Below are 19,213 nucleotides of genomic sequence, written 5' to 3' on the forward strand. Positions count from 1 at the left end.
GCTCGGTAGTCTACCTACCGCACGGTAGGCAGATTTAGTTTCGTGGAGGCGGGGAGCCCGAGTGCTCCCGGCGGCAGTGCTGTCTACGCGCTCGCACACCAGCACCCCAGTTTTCGCCCGCACAGACCATCGCCAGGAGAACCCCTGTGTCCGTATACCTCTATCGGTGGGGAAAGTTCGCCTTCCGCCGGAAATGGATAGTCATCACGGCGTGGATCGCCGCGCTGCTCGTCATCGGCGGACTCGGCGGGGCCCTCGCCAAGCCGTTCCAGGACTCCTTCACCATGCCGAACCTGCCTTCGGAGCGGGCCACGGAAATCCTCGACGCGCATTTCCCGGGGGCATCCAAGGAGTTCGACCCCAATGCCGTCAGCGGCACCTATGTGATCGCCGCGCCGGAGGGTCAGAAGCTGACCGATCCCGGGCCGCAGGCCGCGCTGTCGCAGTTCCTGACCAAGCTCGGTGACCTGCCCATCATGGACAAGTCGTCGCCGCTGATGAATCCCATCGACGCCACCAAGAAGATCGGTGAGCAGGCGGGCATCGACTGCCTCGGCAGCGACCGTTCCAACCCGAACTTCTCCGCGATCTGCTCCAGCGCGCCGCTGAACGTGCTGAACAAGACCAACCCGGATTCGGTGGCGACGGTCCAGGCCAAGTTCAACATCGCGAAGTTCTCCGACATCAAGCAGGCCGACCGCGACGCCGCCTACAAGGTGGGCGACGAGGCGCGGGCGGCCGGGCTGCAGGTCGAGCTCACCGGTTCGATCGCGCAGGATCCGGGCGGGTCGAACGGCTCCTCCGAGCTGATTGGCATCGCGGTGGCGCTGGTGGTCATGGTGATCGCGTTCGGCGCGATCGTGGCTGCCTTCGTGCCGATCCTCACCGCGCTCGTCGGTGTGGGCACCGCCATCTCCATCATCATGTTCGGCACCCACTTCCTGACCGTGCCGACCTTCACCCCGATCCTGGCCTCCATGATCGGCCTGGCGCTGTCCATCGACTACGCCATGTTCATCGTCTCGCGCTACAAACACGAACTGGCCGTGTCGAATTCGCCGGAAGAGGCCGCGGGCACCGCGGTCGGCACCGCGGGTTCGGCCGTCATCTTCGCGGGTCTGACCGTCATCATCGCGCTGGCGGGCCTGAGCTTCGTCGGTGTCAGCTTCCTCACCTACATGGGCATCTTCGGCGCGGTCTCCGCAGCCATGGCTGTGCTGGTCGCCGTCACCCTGATGCCGGCGCTGATGGGCGCGTTCGGCCGCTTCCTGTTCAAGCCGAAGCTGCCGCTGGTCGCCAAGCACGATCCCGAGGACGAGACCTCGGTCACCAACGGCATGCGCTTCGCCCGCCTCATCGGCAAGGCGCCCGCGCTGACGCTGGGCATTTCCGTGGTGCTGCTGGGTCTGCTGGCCGCGCCCGCCGTGAACCTGCAACTGGGTCTGCCCGGTGGCGACTCCATGCCCGAACACACCACTGTCCGCAAGGCGTACGACCTGCAGACCGCGGGCTTCGGCGAGGGCGCCAACGGCACCCTGCTGGTGGCCGTCGACCTCAGCAAGACGCCCGAGAACCAGCGCACCGAGGCCCTCGACGCGCTGCGCTCCAAGCTGGCCTCCTACCCGGGCATGGACTACCTGACCCCGGCCCGGCCCAGCGCGGACAAGCAGGCCGCCATGTTCATGGGCGTGCCCAAGTCCGGACCGAACAACCAGGAGACCAAGGACCTGGTCAAGAACGCCCGCAATGCCGAGTCCGAATTCCATGACCGGTACGGCATGGAGTACGGCATCACCGGCACCACCGCCATCTACGCGGACGTCTCGCAGGCGCTGCTGAACAAGATCATTCCGTACCTGGCGATCGTGGCCGGCGCGGCATTCATCCTGTTGCTCTTGGTGTTCCGATCCATCCTGGTGCCGCTGACCGCCGCGTTGGGGTTCCTGCTCTCCATGGCGGCCACCTTCGGCGCGACCGTGCTGATCTTCCAGGAGGGCCACTTCGGCCTGGTGGAGGCGCATCCGCTGGTGAGCTTCCTGCCGATCATGCTGATCGGCCTGGTCTTCGGTCTCGCCATGGACTACCAGGTCTTCCTGGTCACGCGCATGCGTGAGGAGTACGTGCACGGCAAGTCCGCCAAGGACGCCATGGTCAGCGGCTACCACCACGGCGCCCGCGTCGTGACCTCCGCCGCCATCATCATGATCTCGGTGTTCAGCGCCTTCATGCTCGACGACAACGTGGTGGCCAAGTCCATGGGCTTCGCCATGGCGGCCGGCGTCTTCTTCGACGCCTTCATCGTCCGCATGGTCCTCATCCCGTCCCTGCTCGCCCTGCTGGGCAAGTGGGCCTGGTGGCTCCCGAAGTGGCTGGACCGCATCCTCCCCGACATCGACGTGGAAGGCGCCAAGCTCGCCGAGCTGAAGCAGTCCGCCACCCCCGTCGAGGACAAGCAGCCCGCCACGGTCGGCTGACCCCCGCACGAAAGCCGCTCGGCCCCCACCCGATTCCCCGGATGGGGGCCGAGTTCTTTTGTGTCACTGCTTGTTTCACCGCATGAAGCGGGTGACGGCATTGCGGACCGCGATGCCCGCGGAGGTGGCGGGCACCATCAGCGCCGACGCGGCGCGCATGCCGCGCTGCTTGGGCCCGACCAGCGTGCGGTGGCGCCGCTCGTAGGCGGCGAGAGCGGTGTGCGGATGGTCGGGGGTGCGGGTCAGTTCCTCGGCAAGGGTGTGGGCGCTCGCCATGGCGAGGGTGGAGCCGTCACCGAAGAGGGAGAGGCAGGATCCGGCGTCGCCGACCAGGGCGACACGGCCATCGGACCAGCGCGGCAACCGAACTCGGCTCACCGAGTCGAAGTAGAGGTCGTCGGCAGCCTTCAGCTGATCGAGCAGGTCGCCGAAGATGCCGATCGGCCCGGAGAAGGCGTCGGCGACCAGCCGCTTGTGCAGATCGAGGTCGCGGTGGTCGAAGCCCGTCACCGCCTCGCGACGGAACATGAAGGCCGCCACCGCCTTCCCCTTGGACGGGTGCACGGTGATAGCCCGGCCCGGGCGGTTGAACATGATCACCTCACGCTCGTCGCCGAAGGCCCGGTCCACCGGCAGGGTCGCGACGTACATACCCAGGTGGCGGATGAATCCGGCCTCCGCGCCGACATGAAGTCCGACCCCGCCCTCAGCGGAGTCCGCATCAGCATCACCGACCGAATCGCGAATCTCACGGCGCGGGCCCGCGCCGAAGGCACACTGCGCCCCGACGTCACCCCCGAAGACATCGCCCGCCTGATGACCCTGCAGATCTACGCCGCCCCCACCGAGCCCTACCCCACCGCGATCAACCGCGTCCTCGACCTGCTCCTCGACGGCCTACGCCCCTGAAAAACAAAACCCCACACGGGCTTCCCGATGCGGGAGCAGCGCCGCTGATATAGTCGAATTCGACCAATCGAGTTCGACCAAAGGGGCCACATGCCACCCAGGCCGCTGCTCAGTCCTCCGGCTCTGGCCGTGCTGGGCCTCTTGGCGGAAAGCGCACGGCATCCGTACGAAATGCGGGCCGTACTGCGTGAACGCGGGATCGATCGCACCCTCGGCCTCAAACACGCGACGCTGTATGACCTGGTTCCCCGGCTGGTGGCGGCACGGCTGGTGGAGCAGGAAGATCCGGCGCGCACCGGAAATCGGCCGGAGCGCACGGTTTATCGCATCACCCCGGACGGGGTCGCCGCGCTGCGGAAGTGGCTGCGGGAGTTGCTGAGCGATCCTGTGCACGGCGCGGCCGCCTTCGCGGTGGCGCTGGCCTTCATGTTCGCGCTGCCCAGAAGTGAAGTGGCGGAACTGGTCTCACGCCGGGCCGAGGGCATCGACAGCACCATCGGGGAGGTCGATGCCGGGCTCGCTGCCGCGCTGGGCGTCGAGCCGGTCTTCCTCGCCGATCACACCTACGCCCAAGCACTGCGCCGCGCCGAGCGTGACTGGCTGCTCGCCTTCGCGGCCGACCTCCGTCAGGGCACCCTGTCCTGGCCCCTCGCGGATGAGGAGTACCCCGATGACCATTCATGACGTCAACCGTTTGCTGGCTCGCACCATCAATGTGTGCCCGAACCTCGGTTCCGAATTGGAGTCCGGCTACACGATCGACCTGACCGCCCGCGAATTCGACCTCTTCCGGCAGGCGGGGTTCTCCGCGGTCCGGTTGGGCGTCTACTGGGCGGCGCACTGCGGCGGCGCACCCGACTTCCGGATCGCGCCACAGGCTTTGGACCGCGTCCACGCCTACCTGGACCTGGCGGCCGAGCGCGACCTGGCGGTGGTGCTCACCAATTTCCTCGACCCGGACCTGATCGCGAACCCACCCCAGCAGATGCCGCGGCTGCTGTCGATCACCGACCAGGTCGTGACCGCGTTCGCCGACCGCCCGCGGTCGGTGGTGCTGGAGCCGTTCACCGAACCCCGCGACGCCCTCGACCCGCTGTGGAACGACACCCTGCGCGCGCTGCTGGCGGTGGTCCGCGCGGCCGACACCGAGCGCGCCGTCGTTTTCGGCCCCGGCGCCTACAACAACCTCCGCATGCTGCCTCAGCTGTCGCTACCCGACGACCCCAATCTGATCGTCACCATCCACCAGTACTGGCCGATCACCTTCACCATGCAGGGTGAGGAATGGCTGGGCACCGACAACCCGTTCGGCGATCCGCGCTCATGGCTCGGCACCACCTGGACCGGAACCGACCAGCAGCGCGGCGAATTGACGGCGGGCTACGCCGGCCTGGCCGCCTGGGCCGCGGCCAACGACCGCCCGATCTTCGTCGGCGAATTCGGTACCAGCACCAATGCCGACACCGCTAGCCGTGCCCGGTGGACCGACTTCAACCGGCGGCTGGCCGAGGAGCACGGATTCTCCTGGGGCTGCTGGTCTTTCGCCCCTGTCTTCTCCCTCTACGACCTCGAGACCCAGCGCTGGAATCAGCCACTGCTGCGCGCACTGATGGACTGATCCGGCGCCCGAGCAGAGATCGGCGCCCTTGCCCGATCAAAGAAGCAGCCCCTGACCTGCTTTCGCAGACCAGGGGCTGTGGCGGTGGCGGAGGGATTTGAACCCTCGGAGGGGGGTTACCCCTCACACGCTTTCGAGGCGTGCTCCTTAGGCCGCTCGGACACGCCACCGCTGGTGACTTTACCTGAGCACCCGCCGGATCCTGAAATCGCCTGGAGAGAGGGCTAGGGGCGGTGGGAATCGAAGAAATCGGCGAGGAGAGCGGCGCATTCGGGTTCGAGGACGCCGGCGCGGACCTGGGGGCGGTGATTGAGACGTCGGTCACGGACCACGTCCCACAGGGAGCCGACGGCGCCGGTCTTGGGTTCCCAGGCGCCGAAGACCAGGCGGCCGATGCGGGAGAGGACCAGGGCGCCGGCGCACATGGTGCACGGTTCGAGGGTGACGGCCAGGGTCGCGCCCTCGAGGCGCCAGCCGTCGCCCAGCACCCGGGCGGCGGCGCGCAGGGCCAGGACCTCGGCGTGGGCGGTCGGATCGCCCAGGGCTTCACGGGCATTGGCGGCACGCGCCAGCTCCCGGCCCTGGGCATCGAAAACGACCGCACCGACGGGGACATCGCGCGGGTCGGCGGCAGCTGCCGCGGCGATGGCGGCCCGCATCATCGCCTCGTCCGAGGCGAGCGAGCCGATCAACGCGGGAGCTTGTCCAGGACCGCGGAGAATTCGTTGGCGAAGCCGAGGCGCTGGGCGATCATGCCGAGCTGCTCGTCCGGGTACAGGTCGGTCTCCGCGAGGATGACCGACAGCACCGGCTCGGGCAGGCCGAGATCGGCGAGGACGCCGAGGTCGCCTTCCTCCCAGGGCTCGACATCGTCGATCTCGTCCGGGTCGATGTCGGGAATCTCGATATTGAGTTCCTCGAGCACATCGGCCGCGATGTCGTAGTCGATGGCGGCCGTGGCGTCGGACAGCAGGATGCGGCTGCCGGTGGGGCCCGGGCGCAGGATGATGAAGAATTCGTCGTCGACATCGAGCAGGCCGAACACCGCGCCGGAACTTCGCAATGCGCGCAGCTCGTGCTCGGCCGCGGACAGACTGGACAGTGAGGCGTCGCTCAGGGGCGTCACTTTCCAGTTGGCTTCCTCGCGGACAACCGCCACTGCGAACCCTTCCACGTCGTCGAATTCATCCGACGCCGCCCTGTTCGTGCTCGAGCGCTGTGCTGCCATGGCCGCAACGGTAGTCCGCTTCGGGGGAAATGTTGAAGTCGTATGCGAATCTGGTCGCATGACGGGCACTCCGAAACCAGCTGTCTGCGTCCTGGGTACCGGTTTGATCGGCGGTTCGGTGTTGCGCGCCGCTGCCGTCGCCGGGTACGAGGCGTTCGGCTACAACCGGTCCGAGGTCGGTGCGAAGGCGGCCCGCTTGGACGGATACGACGTGATCAGCGATGCACAGGCGGTGCTCACCCGGGCGGCCGAACGCGATGCGCTGGTGGTGATCGGCGTGCCCATGCCAGCCATCGACGCCGTGCTCTCGGACGTGAAGACCTTCGCTCCCGGCTGCGTACTGACCGATGTGGTCAGCGTGAAAGCGCCGGTCGCGGCGGCCGTGCAGCGTCACGAACTGGGCGCCCGTTACGTCGGCGGCCACCCCATGGCCGGGACCAGCGAATCCGGTTGGGCCGCATCCTCTCCCGAGCTGTTCAAGAACGCGGCGTGGGCGGTGAGCGTCGATCCGGGCGTACATGCCGCCCCCTTCCGGCGCGTCGCGCAGCTCGCACTGGACTGCGGCGCGGTGGTGGTGCCGGTACTGGCGGTGGAACACGATCGCGCGGTCGCCCGCATCTCGCACCTGCCCCACGTCCTCGCCGAGGCCCTCGCCATCGAGGGTTCCAACGGTGGCCCGCTGGCCCTCGGACTCGCGGCCGGCTCCTTCCGCGACGGCACCCGCGTCGCCGCCACCGCCCCCGACCTGGTCCGCGCCATCTGCGAACCGAACGCCGCAGCGCTGCTGGACGTGCTCGACGACACCCTCGAGGTCCTCACCCAGGCCCGGGACAGCCTGCGTGCCAACGGCACCATCATCGAACTCACCGAAGCCGGGCACGACGCCCGCAACGACTACGAGGACAACGAGCGCTGGGTCATCACCGATGTCCGCCCCGGCGACCACAACTGGCTCACCAAGCTCATCGACGCGGGCCGCTCCGGCGGCGTCCTGACCACCCTGGACTAGGCAGGCCCGGCCCCGGCTAGATCCGTTCGGCCAGGCCCGGGTAGTCGAGCAGGAAGCCGTCCTCGTCGACGGTGACGGTCGCGCTGGAGACGGGCGAGAGCACGTGGATGCCGTCGGGGCCGCTGCTGTAGGTGAGGCCGGCTTCCTGCACGAGGAGATCGGGCAGGCGCACGTAGACGACCGGAACCTGCACGTCCTCGCTGGCGTGGGCCAGCCCGTAGCGACGGATGGGCAGGGTATTGAAGAACGGGCTCAGCACCACGTCCACATCCAGCGCGCCGCCGAAGGTGGAGCGCACGTGGGTGTTTCCGGCGTCGATGAGCCAGTAGTTCTCCTCGTCACGGGCGATCGAGGCGTGGCGTTCGCCCGAGGCGAGGGTGCTGCGCAGCGACAGCCGCTTGGTCACCCCGGATTCGTCGGTGACCAGGTCGTAGGATGCGCTGAAGGCCGGGTGGTCCTCACAGTCGCCGGCGATGATGCGGCCCGCGGCGCGAATCCGGTTGCCGCTCAGCACCACCCGCACCGACTCCATGCGCGACGCATTGTGCGCCCGCCAGGTGAGAATGGCCGGCCACCGCGGCGCAACCGGGTTGGCGTCCTCACTCCCGTTATCCGTCACGCCTATAACCGTAGTTCCCCGCGCCCGCGCACCGGCGATCCCCGGCCGGTATCACTCCCCAGACGGCACATCGTGATCAACATGCAACGGCGCCGACCGGTTCCCGGTGTTCGCGCACGACATCGAGTACCGATCACCCACCCGAGTCATAGCGAGGGACTCTGGACCGGGGGTGGGCAGGGGTGTTGGTCACGGTGGGGGTGCGGGGACTCGAGTAACGTGCTCTGGGGCACGGGGGAATCCGGGGTGAAAGGACTGTTGTGACGGGCGCGCGGATGGTCGGCCTGTTCGCCGGCATCGGCGGGCTGGAGCTCGGGCTCGCGGCGCACGGATGGCGCAGTGAACTGCTGTGCGAGATCGACTCCGGAGCGCAGGCGGTGCTGGCGGCGCATTTCCCGGACGTACCACTACATTCCGATGTGACGAAGCTGCGCGCACTGCCGTCGGGGACGGAGCTGGTGGCGGCGGGCTTCCCCTGCCAGGATCTGTCACAGGCCGGGCGGACGGCCGGGATCACCGGGGCCCGTTCGGGTTTGGTGGACGAGGTGTTCCGGCTGGTCAAGCGCAAGAAGGGCCCGCGCTGGCTGCTCATCGAGAATGTGCCGTTCATGCTGCAGCTCGGCGGCGGCGCGGCGATGCGGCACATCACCGCCGCGCTCACCGACCTCGGCTACACCTGGGCCTACCGGGTGGTGGACGCCCGCGCGTTCGGGCTGCCGCAGCGGCGGGAGCGGGTGCTGATGCTGGCCTCCCGCACCGAGGATCCGCGGCCGATTCTGTTCGGCACGGACGCCGGGCCCCGCGAGGTGGGCGACCCGGCGCACGATCCATGCGGCTTCTACTGGACCGAGGGCACCCGCGGCCTGGGCTGGGCGGTGAATGCCGTGCCCACCCTGAAAGGCGGTTCGGCCCTGGGCATTGCGAGCCCGCCCGCGGTGCGACTCCCATCGGGTGAACTGGTCACGCCCGGCATCACCGACGCCGAGCGGCTGCAGGGCTTCGACCGGGATTGGACCACAGCCGCTCTCGCCGTGCCCGGGGTGCGGCCGGGGCATCGCTGGAAACTGGTCGGCAATGCGGTGAGTGTGCGCATGGCGTCCTGGATCGCCGAGCGCGTCACCAACCCGTCCGACGATCCGATCCCGGACGGCGAACCGCTGACCCGCCGCAGCTGGCCAATGGCGGCTTGGGGGCATCGCGGGGAGGTGCATCGGGTTCCGGTGTCCACCTGGCCCGTTCACGCGCCGTACGAGGATCTGCGCTGGTTCCTCGACGACTCCCGGCTGCTGTCCGCGCGGGCGACCGCGGGTTTCCTGCGTCGCACCCGGATGGGTTCGCTGCGTTTCCCCGACGGGTTCCTCGACGATGTGGAGAACCATCTGGAGCGTATGGGGGGCGCACCGCGCGAGGCCGCATGACACCTCTGGGGCACTTGCCGGCGGCGCCGGGAGGGGCACCTTGCCGGCGGCGCCGGGAGGGGCACCTTGCCGGCGGCGCCGGGCGCGGCGAGGATGGCCCGATGGCGGATGCGCGAGCACCGGGCACCGATGCGGCGACCAGCGCGCGCATGGCCAGGCAGCGGCGCGCGGGGACGAAGCCGGAGCTGGCCCTGCGGCGGGAATTGCATCGGCGCGGAAAACGCTTCTTCGTGGACCGGGCTCCGCTGCCGGGACTGCGGCGGCGGGCCGATCTCGTGTTCCCGCGGCGAAAGGTGGCGGTCTATGTGGACGGATGCTTCTGGCACAGCTGCCCGCAGCATGCGACACGCCCGAAGAACAATGCCCAGTGGTGGGCCGACAAACTGGCGGGCAATGTGGCACGCGATCGCGATACCGATGCCCGGCTGGCTGCGGCGGGCTGGACCGTGGTGCGGGTGTGGGAACACGAGGCCGCGGAGTCGGCGGCCGACCTGGTGATGCGGGCTTTGGCGCGCGGCGTCTGACGTCCTCGCCGGCGCATGGGAGACAATGGTCCTACGACCGGACCAGCGGACCAGTCCGGACAGATCAGAAACTGCGGGCAGGGCAGTACGAGTAAGCGAGGCCAGCGAAAGCGAGTGCGGTGATGCCAACCGAGCAGAAACTAGCCGAGGCGGCTCCCGTGGAGGACACCCTCCAGCCGCGATGGCGGCGGGTGCTGCGCTGGTTCATCGCGATCTTGATCGCGGTCGCCGGACTCGGCTATTCCTCCTGGGTCCTGGAATTCATCCTCCCGATCAAGAGCAACCCCACCAACACCTTCCTGAGCCAGCTGGCCGAGAAGGGCGCGCCGTTCAGCTGGGTGTTCAACACCAGCGACACCGGGTCCGGCACGCTGCTGGTGGGGGCGGGACTGGGCGGACTGCTGCTGTTCTCGCGGCGGCGGTACTCGACCATCGGCTGGGCGGCGCTGGTCTGCTTCGGCGCGTCCACCATCGCGGACGCGCAATGGCCCATCGTGCCGGACGATCCGAACGGGCCCAAACGGTATGTGGACACCGGCTTGTTCCCGCAGTTGCACCAGATCCATGCGCTGACCAGCTCGCTGGCGGTGTTCTCCATCTACATCGCGATGATCGCGTTCACCGTGGCGGCCTTCAAATACCGGCGCTGGCCGATTCTGCGGCACACCGGACTGTGGATTCTGATCGTCGGTTCGGCGGTGACGGCGTGGATGCTGATCGCCGACAATCTGCCCGGCAACTACGGCCTGGGCATCGCACAACGCATCCAGGTCGGGGCCATGTCGCTGTGGCTGGTGGCGCTGGCGGTGCAAATCGTTGTGGCCGAACGGGATTCCGGAATCCCGACCCGGCATTGGCGCATCGCGCGCTCATCCGGCCATTGACCGCTCCGACTGGGTAGGGTCGGACTCGTGACCAGCGATGCGCAACTCGCCGACACCGCAGCCCTGCTCGACACCGTCGCCGCCGCGACCGAGCGCCTGCTCCCCGCGATCGCCGCCCTCGGCGACGCCGACCTGGTGGAACCCTCACTCTTGCCCGGCTGGACCCGCGGCCACGTGCTCGCCCACCTCTCCCGCAATGCCGACAGCCTGGTCAATCTGCTGCTGTGGGCCCGCACCGGCATCGAAACCCCGCAGTACGCAAGCCAATTCCTCCGCGAGGCCGACATCGAGGCCGGCGCGAACCGCCCCCTGCGCGACCAGCTCGAGGACTTCACCGCCTCCGCCGAACGCTGGCTGGACCTGGCCCGGGTCATGCCCGCCGACCGCTGGCCCACCCTCGTCCGCAACCGCCAGGGCGGCGAAATCCCTGCCACCCGCATCCCCTGGATGCGCCTGCTCGAAGTGGAAATCCACCATGTAGATCTCGCCGTCGGCTATACCCCCGCCGACTGGTCCGAGGACTTCACCACCCGCCTCCTGACCCAATCCATCAGCGAGGTCAAACCCGTGGACGGCACCGGTTTCACGGTGACCGCCACCGACACCGGCTACACCGGCACGGTCGGCACCCCGACCACCACTGTCACCGGCCCTGCCGCCGCACTGGCCGCCTGGCTCATCGGCCGCTCCCCCGGCACCGACCTCACCGGCAATCTCCCCGACCTCGCCGCCTGGAAGTAACCCGGCGGCCCCGGGAGCCGAGGCGATTCGGGACCGCCGGTCCCGAAAGCCAACGACCCACACCATTCGTCCATGGGGTGCGAGGGTCCGTGTCGCCGCCGACGACGCCGAAACGGGTACGGACGAGCGGCCTGTTCCGGAAGCTCGAATGTGCGGATCAGATCCGGTGGCCGGTCCCTGTCCCACGCGGGACAGCACGGTTTGTCGTCGAATCATTCGAATTTGGCCGCCGACGGCGGCGAGACTGCCGATCGTCGTGACCGACGAGCCCTGGAAACTTTGAATGAGCTTGCAGCAGTGGCGACTTCGGCGTCACCGGCGACCCAGCATCGTCAGCAGAATCGACCGCGAGCCGCAGTGCCTTGCGGCCATGGTCGCGACATTCGCCCGTATGATCGCCGAGACGGTGCACTTGGACACCGACGCCCGTATAACTCGGCGAAGTAGGCCGAGATCTCCCTGGCGGTAAGGCCTTTCGCGGTCTTCGCAGGATCTGCCGCGCCCTTCTTCGCGACGGCGTAGAGCATCTCCGACACCGCACGATCCTTCCTGGCCGAACCGTCAGGTTCGGCCAGTCGGACCAAGGTCAAGATCCGCCGCTATTTCGAAAGTCCCTCTTCCAATCGAATCGGGTCAGCTGGCCGACGACCGGGCTGCGTAGATCTCGTGCAATTCGGTTCCGGCCAAGCAGGGGTCTTGCCTACTGTGTGGGGACAGTCCGTGTCGGCTCAACAACTCGCAGAATTGGGCCAGGCGGCCGTCGGTGTCATGAACCTCGGCCACAACGGCGCGAATACGGGGCCAGTCCATTTCGGAAATCCCGTGCAATACGTCCAATTCCGCCCGCTCCACATCCACTTTGAGCAATCCGATCTCGGCGTCACGGGCGTGTTCGGCCAGTAGCGCCGATACCGTGGTGACCTCCACGTCGATCTGCTGGCCGTCGTGCAGACCGGCAGTGATGTGTCCGATCGATTCGTCATCCAGGCCGCTGTTGCGCAGAAAGATCTTGGTCGTTTCGTCGTCTCCTTCGCGGTCGGCATACAGACCGGAATTGGCCGACGCTCGCGGGTACCAGGTGAACGGCATGATCCCGGGCACGGCGCCGACCGCAACCTGCAGCGACACCCCCTGAGGCACATGAGTGGCCATGTTGCGCTGCAGACAGTGGAAAATCGTCGGTACGGGCTCGGCCGCGATGACCCGAATTCCGGGGCAGGACTCGGCGAACATCATCGCGGTGAGTCCGATGTTCGCGCCGATATCCAGGACGATCTCTCCGGGCCGCAGGCGCCCAGCGGCGTGTCGGTAGAAACCGTTCGTCGCCATCGCCTCGCGCCACAGCATGCGCGCCTCGGCCGGACTCGTGCAAGTCACCATCCTGTCATCGTCGAGTCGCAACGGCTGGAGGGTGGTCAACATACGTTGGTGAACCTTTCAGTCGGGGCCGACGACGGCCAGAGTGTCCGGGGTTTCTCAGCTCTGGGCAGACTTGCGCGCCGACGACCGTGTTGGTGCCGGTTATGGCCGGTGACAAAGGCGCTACGCGTGTGCGTAAGCAGTGGATCCATACCGTATTTTCATCGAACACGAACACTTTCCAGCTGAGGTCGCATTCGCTTCTTCTCTCGCTCACACTCGGCGGCATCGCAGCACAGTGAACCTGGCTCCTGCTGATCCTCGAGATCACCTGCACGGCAACGTCGTCGACATGGAAGCGGCGTCACCACGCCAGTTACCCAAGGCGTTTTCGCGAGACAACTATTCAGCTCAGCGCGTCACTTGCCGGGATGCGGCTCGGCACCGACGTGCGACGATTTCTCCCAGCCCCACGTTGCGATACCTCCCAGCATCTTACGATCGGAAAGGTCGCAGCCGATGAACATTCGCTGAGAAATCCGTCCATCAGCCATCCTTCAGCAGCGTCGATGAGTGTAGCCACACGGGGCGCTCTCCTACGCGCTTCCCGGCGGCGTTTCAGCGTCGGGCATTTCGGGCCCACCGCGACCGGTTCACTTGCCACCGCCGCCAACCGCTACCGCGCTCAATTCGCCAGAGAGCCTGATATCCAAAGAGTTTCGACGCTTCATCAGAGCGGCCGACAACAGGCAGAGGCGCAGCAGCCATGAGCTCATCGGACGGACCGCCATCAAGTTCACTGTGCGCGACAGCGCTGCCGGCTCGACCATGCGCTCGTTCTCGCGCAACTCGGTATCAGCGGGGCCGACGAATGTGTAAGACGCTTGATCGAGTGGCCTGGTGCGCAACGCTTCGACGAACGTTCACGCCGTACGCGATCATCGAGACTTCCAACCTGGAAAGTCTTGTGATGCCGAGAGATTCGAGAGCTTCCCCAGACGACGGGTAGCCACTCCGGGCAGGTAGCCGGTCACCACTGCCAGCGTCGGTCACTTCCGATCGATGTCCTCTTCCGTTTCTCCCGGGACGGCACGGTCGCGTGCAGGCGAGCGATTTGCGCGGCGGAGATCGGAAACACGTCGACCCACTACCAGGGCGACGGTGAGACCGAGCAGGACCAACACCGCTAGTCGACTCGACACGCGGTCGAGCAAGCCGAGAGCATCGTCGGAGTTGGTCTTGATCGGTGGCGCCGCGGTCGGGGCAGTGGTGCCGATCTGCGGTGCAGATGTAGAGACAGGAGGCGCGATCGGAGAGTCGTGCTCGGTTCCTGCCGGACCTTGGGATGGGGCCGACCCGACCGCCTCGCTGCTGTGTGAGGGGAGGTTGCGACCAGCCAAGTCACGAGCCAGTGCGGTGAACCAGTCGCTGAGCACTGCAGTGCTGGGGCGGTCGCCGCCATCGGCGCGGGTATAACCGACGTGGCGGCGAGCGGTGTCAGCGAAGCGAAGCCAGGTTTGCGGGTCGAGAAGTTCCGCGTTGTCGGCACCGATCTGTCCGAGAGCATCGAAGATCTCAATGAGCAGGCGGAACACATCTTGTTGTGGCGGCTGGCTGGTCGACGCGGACCCGATAGCCCTGTCCAGCCGGGCGATGGCGGCAAGCGGGTCGAGCGTCGCAAGGCTGGCGATGTCGGCATATTCGGAGCTGGACACCACGGCCCCGGTGATCGAAAGGAGTGTGTTGAACGCAGCGGTGGCCAGCTTCAGCAGCGCCTCGCGAGACTGCAGGTCGGCCGGGACGCGCAGATCAGCGGCTTCGGCCAGGCGGATGCTGAGCGTCTTTTCCGGAGTCAACGACAGCGTTCCGAGCGAGTAGCCGTGTAGGTCCTCGTCCACCACTGCCATCAGAGTCTTCGCGATTGTCGCCTGGATTACGCGGTGGATGGACGATAGCGTCACGACGGGGTTGGCCGGCGTGAATTCGATCTGGCCGACCATGGTCACGATCATATGCAGCAGCGGAGACCTGGTAGGTGCGTCGCAAGCGAGGTCACCGGGCAGGCACACCGAGGCAACCCGCCCGGTGAGCTGCCCGAAGTCTTCGGCGATATCGCGCACCGGCCCGATGCCTCCACCAGACGGCGTTGGAAGCGAAAACTTCGGCAGCGCAGCCACTTCTGTCCCGACAGTGCCGGGGGCCGGGTCAGGATGGTCCTTGCCCGGATCTCCGGGAAATACAGGCGCGGCTGGGCTACGGGTCGGATCCCCGAACAACGCCACCCCCGCTACCTTATCCGCAGGCACCAGGCTTTCTCCGGCGCCAATCTCGCGCGCGAATATCGAAACAACATGTGCACCTTGCGAATACCCGACCAACCCAAGTTCTGTATTCGGGCAGCGGTAGACGACTTCGCCGGCCATCGACCGAAGACGGGATAGACCACCGGTCATGGACTTCGCGTACGGCACCCGGCTACCGGGCATGAATCCGCCGAAAGATGCTTGGTAAGGAACATATGCACGGCTCGCTACAGCCTGACCGACGGCGGACATTACCGGAACGAAGACCGCCGATAATGTGCCACCATCGACGGAAACGGGCGTGTCGGGCGACGAGTCACTCGTTCCCTGCACCCCGAGAAGAAACAGGCTCGGACACGAGCGCAAATCCAAGGTAGCGCCATCTGCAGGCTCGGCCACTGCCGACCCCACCGCCATAGTGGAGGTAATGAATACGAGCGTCGCGGCCACTGACAACCTCGCGCTTGTCGACCACGCCTGCGTTTGGGGCATCAATGGACGAATCCTCCAGAATGAACTCACCACATTTTGTAGCGAATAGTCCGCTGATGAGAGCAAGCAATATTCGATCTTCCCGGGTGCCGATATATGCATCTCTCGGTCACATGCCCAGTTAGCGACGGGCAGCAGCGATCCAGGAGCTGGGGGTCCTGCTGCGAAGTGGCATGCCGCACGTAACATTTGCCTTTCCATGCTGCGGTCCGCGGGGAACACTATGTGCAGTTCGAAGCTACGGCCGTCGTAGATGGGGGCAATTCGCCGCGCCGGTGGCCCGCACCCATGACCAATCTTCACATTTTGCCCGTTCTGCACGAACAAGTCCTATGACACGCCAGCTGTGCGGCAGTGCTTGACGTCCTGGTCCACGGTGGATAGATTTCCGGCCAGTTCCCATCCGTGCGCCGTCCGGTACCGAATACTGTGCGGTTCGCAGGCGTGATCTGCGGGCATGTCGACTCGCACGGACGGAGAACAGATGGTGCTGATCTAGTCATCCCGGGTGCGTACAAGGCATGTACGCACCCGGGATTATTGTCCTGCTCCCCCACTACGCAATTAATGCTGCAATTGTTCGGAATTTCGGCGGGTCCAGCCGATTTTGCCCGAACTTCTACAACGCAGGGCAGATGCCATACATCCGCACACAATGCCATTATCTAGTGAGGTGAAATGAGCACGAACCCATTCGACGACGAAGACGGCCAGTTCTCCGTTCTGATCAACCACGAAGAACAGTATTGCTTGTGGCCAAGCTTTGCCGAGATCCCGAACGGGTGGCATCGAGCGTTCGGCGAGGACAGCCGAAACGCCTGCATGGAATACATCGAGAAGAACTGGACTGATATGCGTCCGAAAACCCTGAGGCAGTCGATATCCGCCGATGCCGCGGTAGCTCAGGTCGTCGACGCTTGACCCGAAGCCGAATCAGCGCGTACGTGGGAGTTGAAATCTCTTTCCACATGAAAGGCGATCCATGGGCACAGGCAAACATCGAGCTCCCCACTTGGTCCGATACAAAATGGTGTCGTTGGTCGTCGCGGGAGTAGTTCCATTGACATTCGGGCTGGCGGGAACCGGGGCCGCGAACGCCGCGCATACCGAGCGCACCAAACAATCTCAGCCCGACCCGAATCAGCCAGACCAGAATCAGCCCGACCCGAATCAGCCCGATCAGAATCGACCCGACCAGACTCAGCCCGACCAGACCCAACCCGACCAGCCCGGAGGCGACCAGCCGGTGCAGTGGCCCGCGGCTGAAGCACCCAATGTGCATCCGTACCAGGGGTTTCGGATTCCGGATAACACGCTGAGTTCGCTGCAGTGGGCGCGGCCGATACCGGAGAACAGGTACCTCGCTCCCCTCGGAGCGTTGCACGGGCCCGGGCCGGTAGCCCCGGTGCCGCCAATTGCGCCCCCGCCGGGCAAATTGCGTTTCGGTGACGTGCAAGTCGATTCACCGGGGTTCCTGAATCGTGAGCTGGCAATCCAGCTGAACGATGGCGCCGCCCAAGCCGAGGCCGGCGCAGCAACCTTCCTCGACTCGATCGGAATGGAGCGCAGCCGGTCCGACCGCGTCGCAGGAGAAACGATCGGCGGCGCCGTGACCGGCGCGGTGGTGGGAGCAGCGGTCGTGAGCCCCTTCGGGCTGTTCGGTGGGGTCGTCGGCGGCATGATGGGTACGGCGATCGGCCTGCCATTTGCGCCAATCGGCCTTGCAGCGGGTCCCATAGGCGCCGTTTACGGCATGGCCCTCATGGAGGTTCCATTCGCGGTCATCGGTGCCGGCATAGGCGCATCTCTCGGTGCGGTGCAAGCACTCAGCGCACCCCCGCGGACGGTCGACGACTGAAACCACCGGTAGTCGGCCCGATTTGCCGTCGTGGGGATCTGGAGTCGGGCCGACCGGTCGACGAGGGCCACAACACAGGCGTGGGCACCGGCTTCCATCGGTCCGCCGATTGGTGAAGGCGGCCGCGAAGTCCTCCCTGCCGGGGTGTGGTGTGCGCCGAGAACTCCGTTGCCACCGAGGCGATCTCACCGACCTTTATGCGCGTAGGCGGCGTTCGGGATGGGTGAGAAGGGACGGGAAGCTTCGACGATGGAGGGGCTCGATGAAACCGCAGTACGTGTATCGGTGGGTCAACAATCACGGGCTGATCCGCCTGTTCAAGAAGGCACCGTTTCGTCGTGGTGACCTGTTCGCACGGTTGAACGGCAGCTCGGAGGGTATCGAGAATCCATACGCTCTGATCGAGGAGATGCGCGGGGAGGGTGGGTTGCACCGGGCCCTTCCGGTATGGATCACCTTCGATCACGATATGGTCCGGGAGATACTGCGCGACAACCGTCTCGGTGTCGGTGTGCCGGCCGTGTTCGGTACGCCCCGGCTCGCGCGGCGCGCGCTGGAGCGCCGGCCCGTCCCACCGAACCCGGCCGATCCGCCGTCGATGCTGGTGATCGACCAGCCCGAGCACACCCGGATGCGCAAACCGGTCACCGCGGCCTTCACCCCGCGTGCCATCGCCCGGCTGCGCGACAGGATCGAGACGGTTACCGAGGAACTGCTCGCGGCGCTGCCCGACGATGGGCCCACCGATCTGGTGGCGCAGTACGCGGCGCAGGTGCCCATAGCGATCATTTCCGAAATGCTCGGCTTCCCGGACTCCGACCGCGAGATGTTCCTGCGCTGGGGCGACGACATCAGTCCGTTGTTCGACCTCGGGATCTCCTGGCGGACACACCAGCGGGCGATGGAGTCTTCGGAGCGGGTGCACCGGTATCTCCTCGAGCACGTCGAGCGCCTGCGCGCCGAACCCGGCGACGACATCCTCAGCAGCCTGGTCACTGCGGGCGATCTGAGCACCTACGAACTGTGCGCATCGGCGACCCTGCTGATGGCCGCTGGCTTCGAGACCACGGTCAATCTGATCGGCAAGGGCATCGTCTGGCTGCTGGGCCACCCCGATCAGCTGGACCGGTTGCGCGCCGAACCGCAACTCTGGCCCAATGCGGTGGAGGAGATTCTCCGGATCGATCCGCCGGTGCAGACTACCGCTCGCACCACCCGTACCGCGCTCGAAATCGGCGGTGTTCGGTTGCGCAAGGGGTCGACCGTGGTGTTGTCACTGGCCGGCGCGAACCGTGACCCCGCCGTGTTCACCGACCCGGCACGTTTCGACATCACCAGGGACAACGCCAAAAATCATCTGTCCTTCAGCAACGGCATCCATGTGTGCCTGGGTGCCGGTCTGGCCCGTATGGAAGCAACGCACGCCCTACGCGCACTGTTCGAGAGGTTTCCGGACCTGCGATTGACTGATCCGCCCACCTGGCGGCCGCTGTTCACCCTGCACGGTTACGAGCGCCTTCCGGTGCACACCGGGCCACGCGTCCGCGGCCACCAGCCCATCGGCTGATCCGCAACTGCGCCACGAAGCTGATCGCCCGATCCAGCCACCCCTCCCATGTGCGGATGTGGGCGACATCGCCGATCAGCTGCCCGGCAATGTCCACTTTCACCACACCAGACTCATGCGCGATTCCGGTGACCGTGCGGCACGTCGATCTCGACGGACCCGATGTCGGCGATCACCATCTCCGGTCGAGCTCCGTTGCAGGAGTTGCGC

The 19,213-nt window shown here is 66.4% G+C and carries 19 protein-coding genes and 1 tRNA gene; 12 read left to right on the forward strand and 8 right to left on the reverse strand.

Translation table 11 applies throughout. From position 1 onward, the window contains the following. Window positions 1–146: 146 nt before the first annotated feature. Window positions 147–2,474 carry an MMPL family transporter gene (locus ABZ909_RS19105; protein WP_357001140.1) on the forward strand — a complete coding sequence of 776 codons (2,328 nt, stop codon included), beginning with the start codon at window positions 147–149 and terminating at the stop codon, window positions 2,472–2,474. Window positions 2,475–2,549: 75 nt separating this feature from the next. Here ABZ909_RS19105 and ABZ909_RS19110 read toward each other — a convergent pair whose 3' ends face one another. Next, window positions 2,550–3,125, reverse strand: coding sequence for a hypothetical protein (locus ABZ909_RS19110; RefSeq protein ID WP_357001143.1), 576 nt, complete (start codon window positions 3,123–3,125; stop codon window positions 2,550–2,552). A 6-nt stretch (window positions 3,126–3,131) separates the two neighbouring features. Here ABZ909_RS19110 and ABZ909_RS19115 point away from each other — a divergent pair, with 6 nt between their 5' ends. The 3 genes from ABZ909_RS19115 to ABZ909_RS19125 all read left to right on the forward strand — a co-directional run bounded on the left by ABZ909_RS19115 (window position 3,132) and on the right by ABZ909_RS19125 (window position 5,001). Beyond that, window positions 3,132–3,383 (forward strand): hypothetical protein, encoded by a 252-nt coding sequence (locus tag ABZ909_RS19115; protein WP_357001146.1) that lies wholly within the window; start codon window positions 3,132–3,134, stop codon window positions 3,381–3,383. A gap of 90 nt (window positions 3,384–3,473) precedes the next feature. Then, complete coding sequence (locus tag ABZ909_RS19120; protein ID WP_357001149.1) at window positions 3,474–4,067, forward strand: PadR family transcriptional regulator; 594 nt, start codon at window positions 3,474–3,476, stop codon at window positions 4,065–4,067. Then, window positions 4,054–5,001 (forward strand): cellulase family glycosylhydrolase, encoded by a 948-nt coding sequence (locus tag ABZ909_RS19125; RefSeq protein WP_357001152.1) that lies wholly within the window; start codon window positions 4,054–4,056, stop codon window positions 4,999–5,001. The genes ABZ909_RS19120 and ABZ909_RS19125 overlap by 14 nt, the downstream gene beginning before the upstream one ends. A gap of 79 nt (window positions 5,002–5,080) precedes the next feature. Here the strand turns inward: ABZ909_RS19125 and ABZ909_RS19130 are convergent. From ABZ909_RS19130 to ABZ909_RS19140, 3 genes are all read right to left on the reverse strand, one after another. After that, window positions 5,081–5,171, reverse strand: a tRNA-Ser gene (locus ABZ909_RS19130). A gap of 54 nt (window positions 5,172–5,225) precedes the next feature. Then, on the reverse strand, window positions 5,226–5,663 hold the full coding sequence (locus ABZ909_RS19135) for a nucleoside deaminase (protein WP_357001211.1): 438 nt from the start codon (window positions 5,661–5,663) through the stop codon (window positions 5,226–5,228). 26 nt (window positions 5,664–5,689) lie between these two features. Further along, window positions 5,690–6,229 (reverse strand): tRNA adenosine deaminase-associated protein, encoded by a 540-nt coding sequence (locus ABZ909_RS19140; RefSeq protein ID WP_357001154.1) that lies wholly within the window; start codon window positions 6,227–6,229, stop codon window positions 5,690–5,692. Window positions 6,230–6,287: 58 nt separating this feature from the next. On the opposite strand from ABZ909_RS19140, the gene ABZ909_RS19145 reads away from it, so the two are divergent. Then, window positions 6,288–7,238, forward strand: a complete 951-nt coding sequence (locus tag ABZ909_RS19145) for a prephenate dehydrogenase (protein ID WP_357001157.1) — start codon at window positions 6,288–6,290, stop codon at window positions 7,236–7,238. A gap of 16 nt (window positions 7,239–7,254) precedes the next feature. Here ABZ909_RS19145 and ABZ909_RS19150 read toward each other — a convergent pair whose 3' ends face one another. Next, complete coding sequence (locus tag ABZ909_RS19150; RefSeq protein ID WP_357001159.1) at window positions 7,255–7,857, reverse strand: putative glycolipid-binding domain-containing protein; 603 nt, start codon at window positions 7,855–7,857, stop codon at window positions 7,255–7,257. A 275-nt stretch (window positions 7,858–8,132) separates the two neighbouring features. Here ABZ909_RS19150 and dcm point away from each other — a divergent pair, with 275 nt between their 5' ends. From dcm to ABZ909_RS19170, 4 genes are all read left to right on the forward strand, one after another. Then, a complete protein-coding gene (gene dcm, locus ABZ909_RS19155) occupies window positions 8,133–9,275 on the forward strand; it encodes a DNA (cytosine-5-)-methyltransferase (protein WP_357001214.1) in 1,143 nt (380 codons plus the stop codon). A 101-nt stretch (window positions 9,276–9,376) separates the two neighbouring features. Continuing rightward, window positions 9,377–9,799, forward strand: coding sequence for a very short patch repair endonuclease (locus ABZ909_RS19160; protein ID WP_357001162.1), 423 nt, complete (start codon window positions 9,377–9,379; stop codon window positions 9,797–9,799). A gap of 122 nt (window positions 9,800–9,921) precedes the next feature. Further along, a complete protein-coding gene (locus ABZ909_RS19165) occupies window positions 9,922–10,683 on the forward strand; it encodes a DUF998 domain-containing protein (protein ID WP_357001165.1) in 762 nt (253 codons plus the stop codon). Window positions 10,684–10,710: 27 nt separating this feature from the next. Continuing rightward, complete coding sequence (locus ABZ909_RS19170; protein ID WP_357001168.1) at window positions 10,711–11,424, forward strand: maleylpyruvate isomerase family mycothiol-dependent enzyme; 714 nt, start codon at window positions 10,711–10,713, stop codon at window positions 11,422–11,424. Window positions 11,425–12,057: 633 nt separating this feature from the next. Here the strand turns inward: ABZ909_RS19170 and ABZ909_RS19175 are convergent. The 3 genes from ABZ909_RS19175 to ABZ909_RS19185 all read right to left on the reverse strand — a co-directional run bounded on the left by ABZ909_RS19175 (window position 12,058) and on the right by ABZ909_RS19185 (window position 15,536). After that, on the reverse strand, window positions 12,058–12,846 hold the full coding sequence (locus ABZ909_RS19175; protein ID WP_357001170.1) for an FkbM family methyltransferase: 789 nt from the start codon (window positions 12,844–12,846) through the stop codon (window positions 12,058–12,060). Window positions 12,847–13,436: 590 nt separating this feature from the next. After that, complete coding sequence (locus ABZ909_RS19180) at window positions 13,437–13,631, reverse strand: hypothetical protein (RefSeq protein WP_357001173.1); 195 nt, start codon at window positions 13,629–13,631, stop codon at window positions 13,437–13,439. 201 nt (window positions 13,632–13,832) lie between these two features. Then, window positions 13,833–15,536: a cutinase family protein gene (locus tag ABZ909_RS19185; protein ID WP_357001175.1), complete on the reverse strand. Its 1,704-nt coding sequence runs from the start codon at window positions 15,534–15,536 to the stop codon at window positions 13,833–13,835. 720 nt (window positions 15,537–16,256) lie between these two features. Between ABZ909_RS19185 and ABZ909_RS19190 the strand changes: the two genes are divergently transcribed. The 3 genes from ABZ909_RS19190 (at window position 16,257) to ABZ909_RS19200 (ending at window position 19,003) form a co-directional block, all read left to right on the forward strand. Beyond that, on the forward strand, window positions 16,257–16,499 hold the full coding sequence (locus tag ABZ909_RS19190; protein ID WP_357001177.1) for an MbtH family protein: 243 nt from the start codon (window positions 16,257–16,259) through the stop codon (window positions 16,497–16,499). A 139-nt stretch (window positions 16,500–16,638) separates the two neighbouring features. Beyond that, the gene (locus tag ABZ909_RS19195) at window positions 16,639–17,436 is read left to right on the forward strand and encodes a hypothetical protein (protein ID WP_357001179.1); all 798 of its coding nucleotides are present in this window, start codon (window positions 16,639–16,641) and stop codon (window positions 17,434–17,436) included. A gap of 262 nt (window positions 17,437–17,698) precedes the next feature. Further along, complete coding sequence (locus ABZ909_RS19200) at window positions 17,699–19,003, forward strand: cytochrome P450 (RefSeq protein WP_357001180.1); 1,305 nt, start codon at window positions 17,699–17,701, stop codon at window positions 19,001–19,003. The last annotated feature ends 210 nt before the right edge of the window (window positions 19,004–19,213 follow it).

It is taken from the genome of Nocardia sp. NPDC046763, from assembly GCF_040645495.1.
Classification (GTDB): Bacteria; Actinomycetota; Actinomycetes; order Mycobacteriales; family Mycobacteriaceae; genus Nocardia.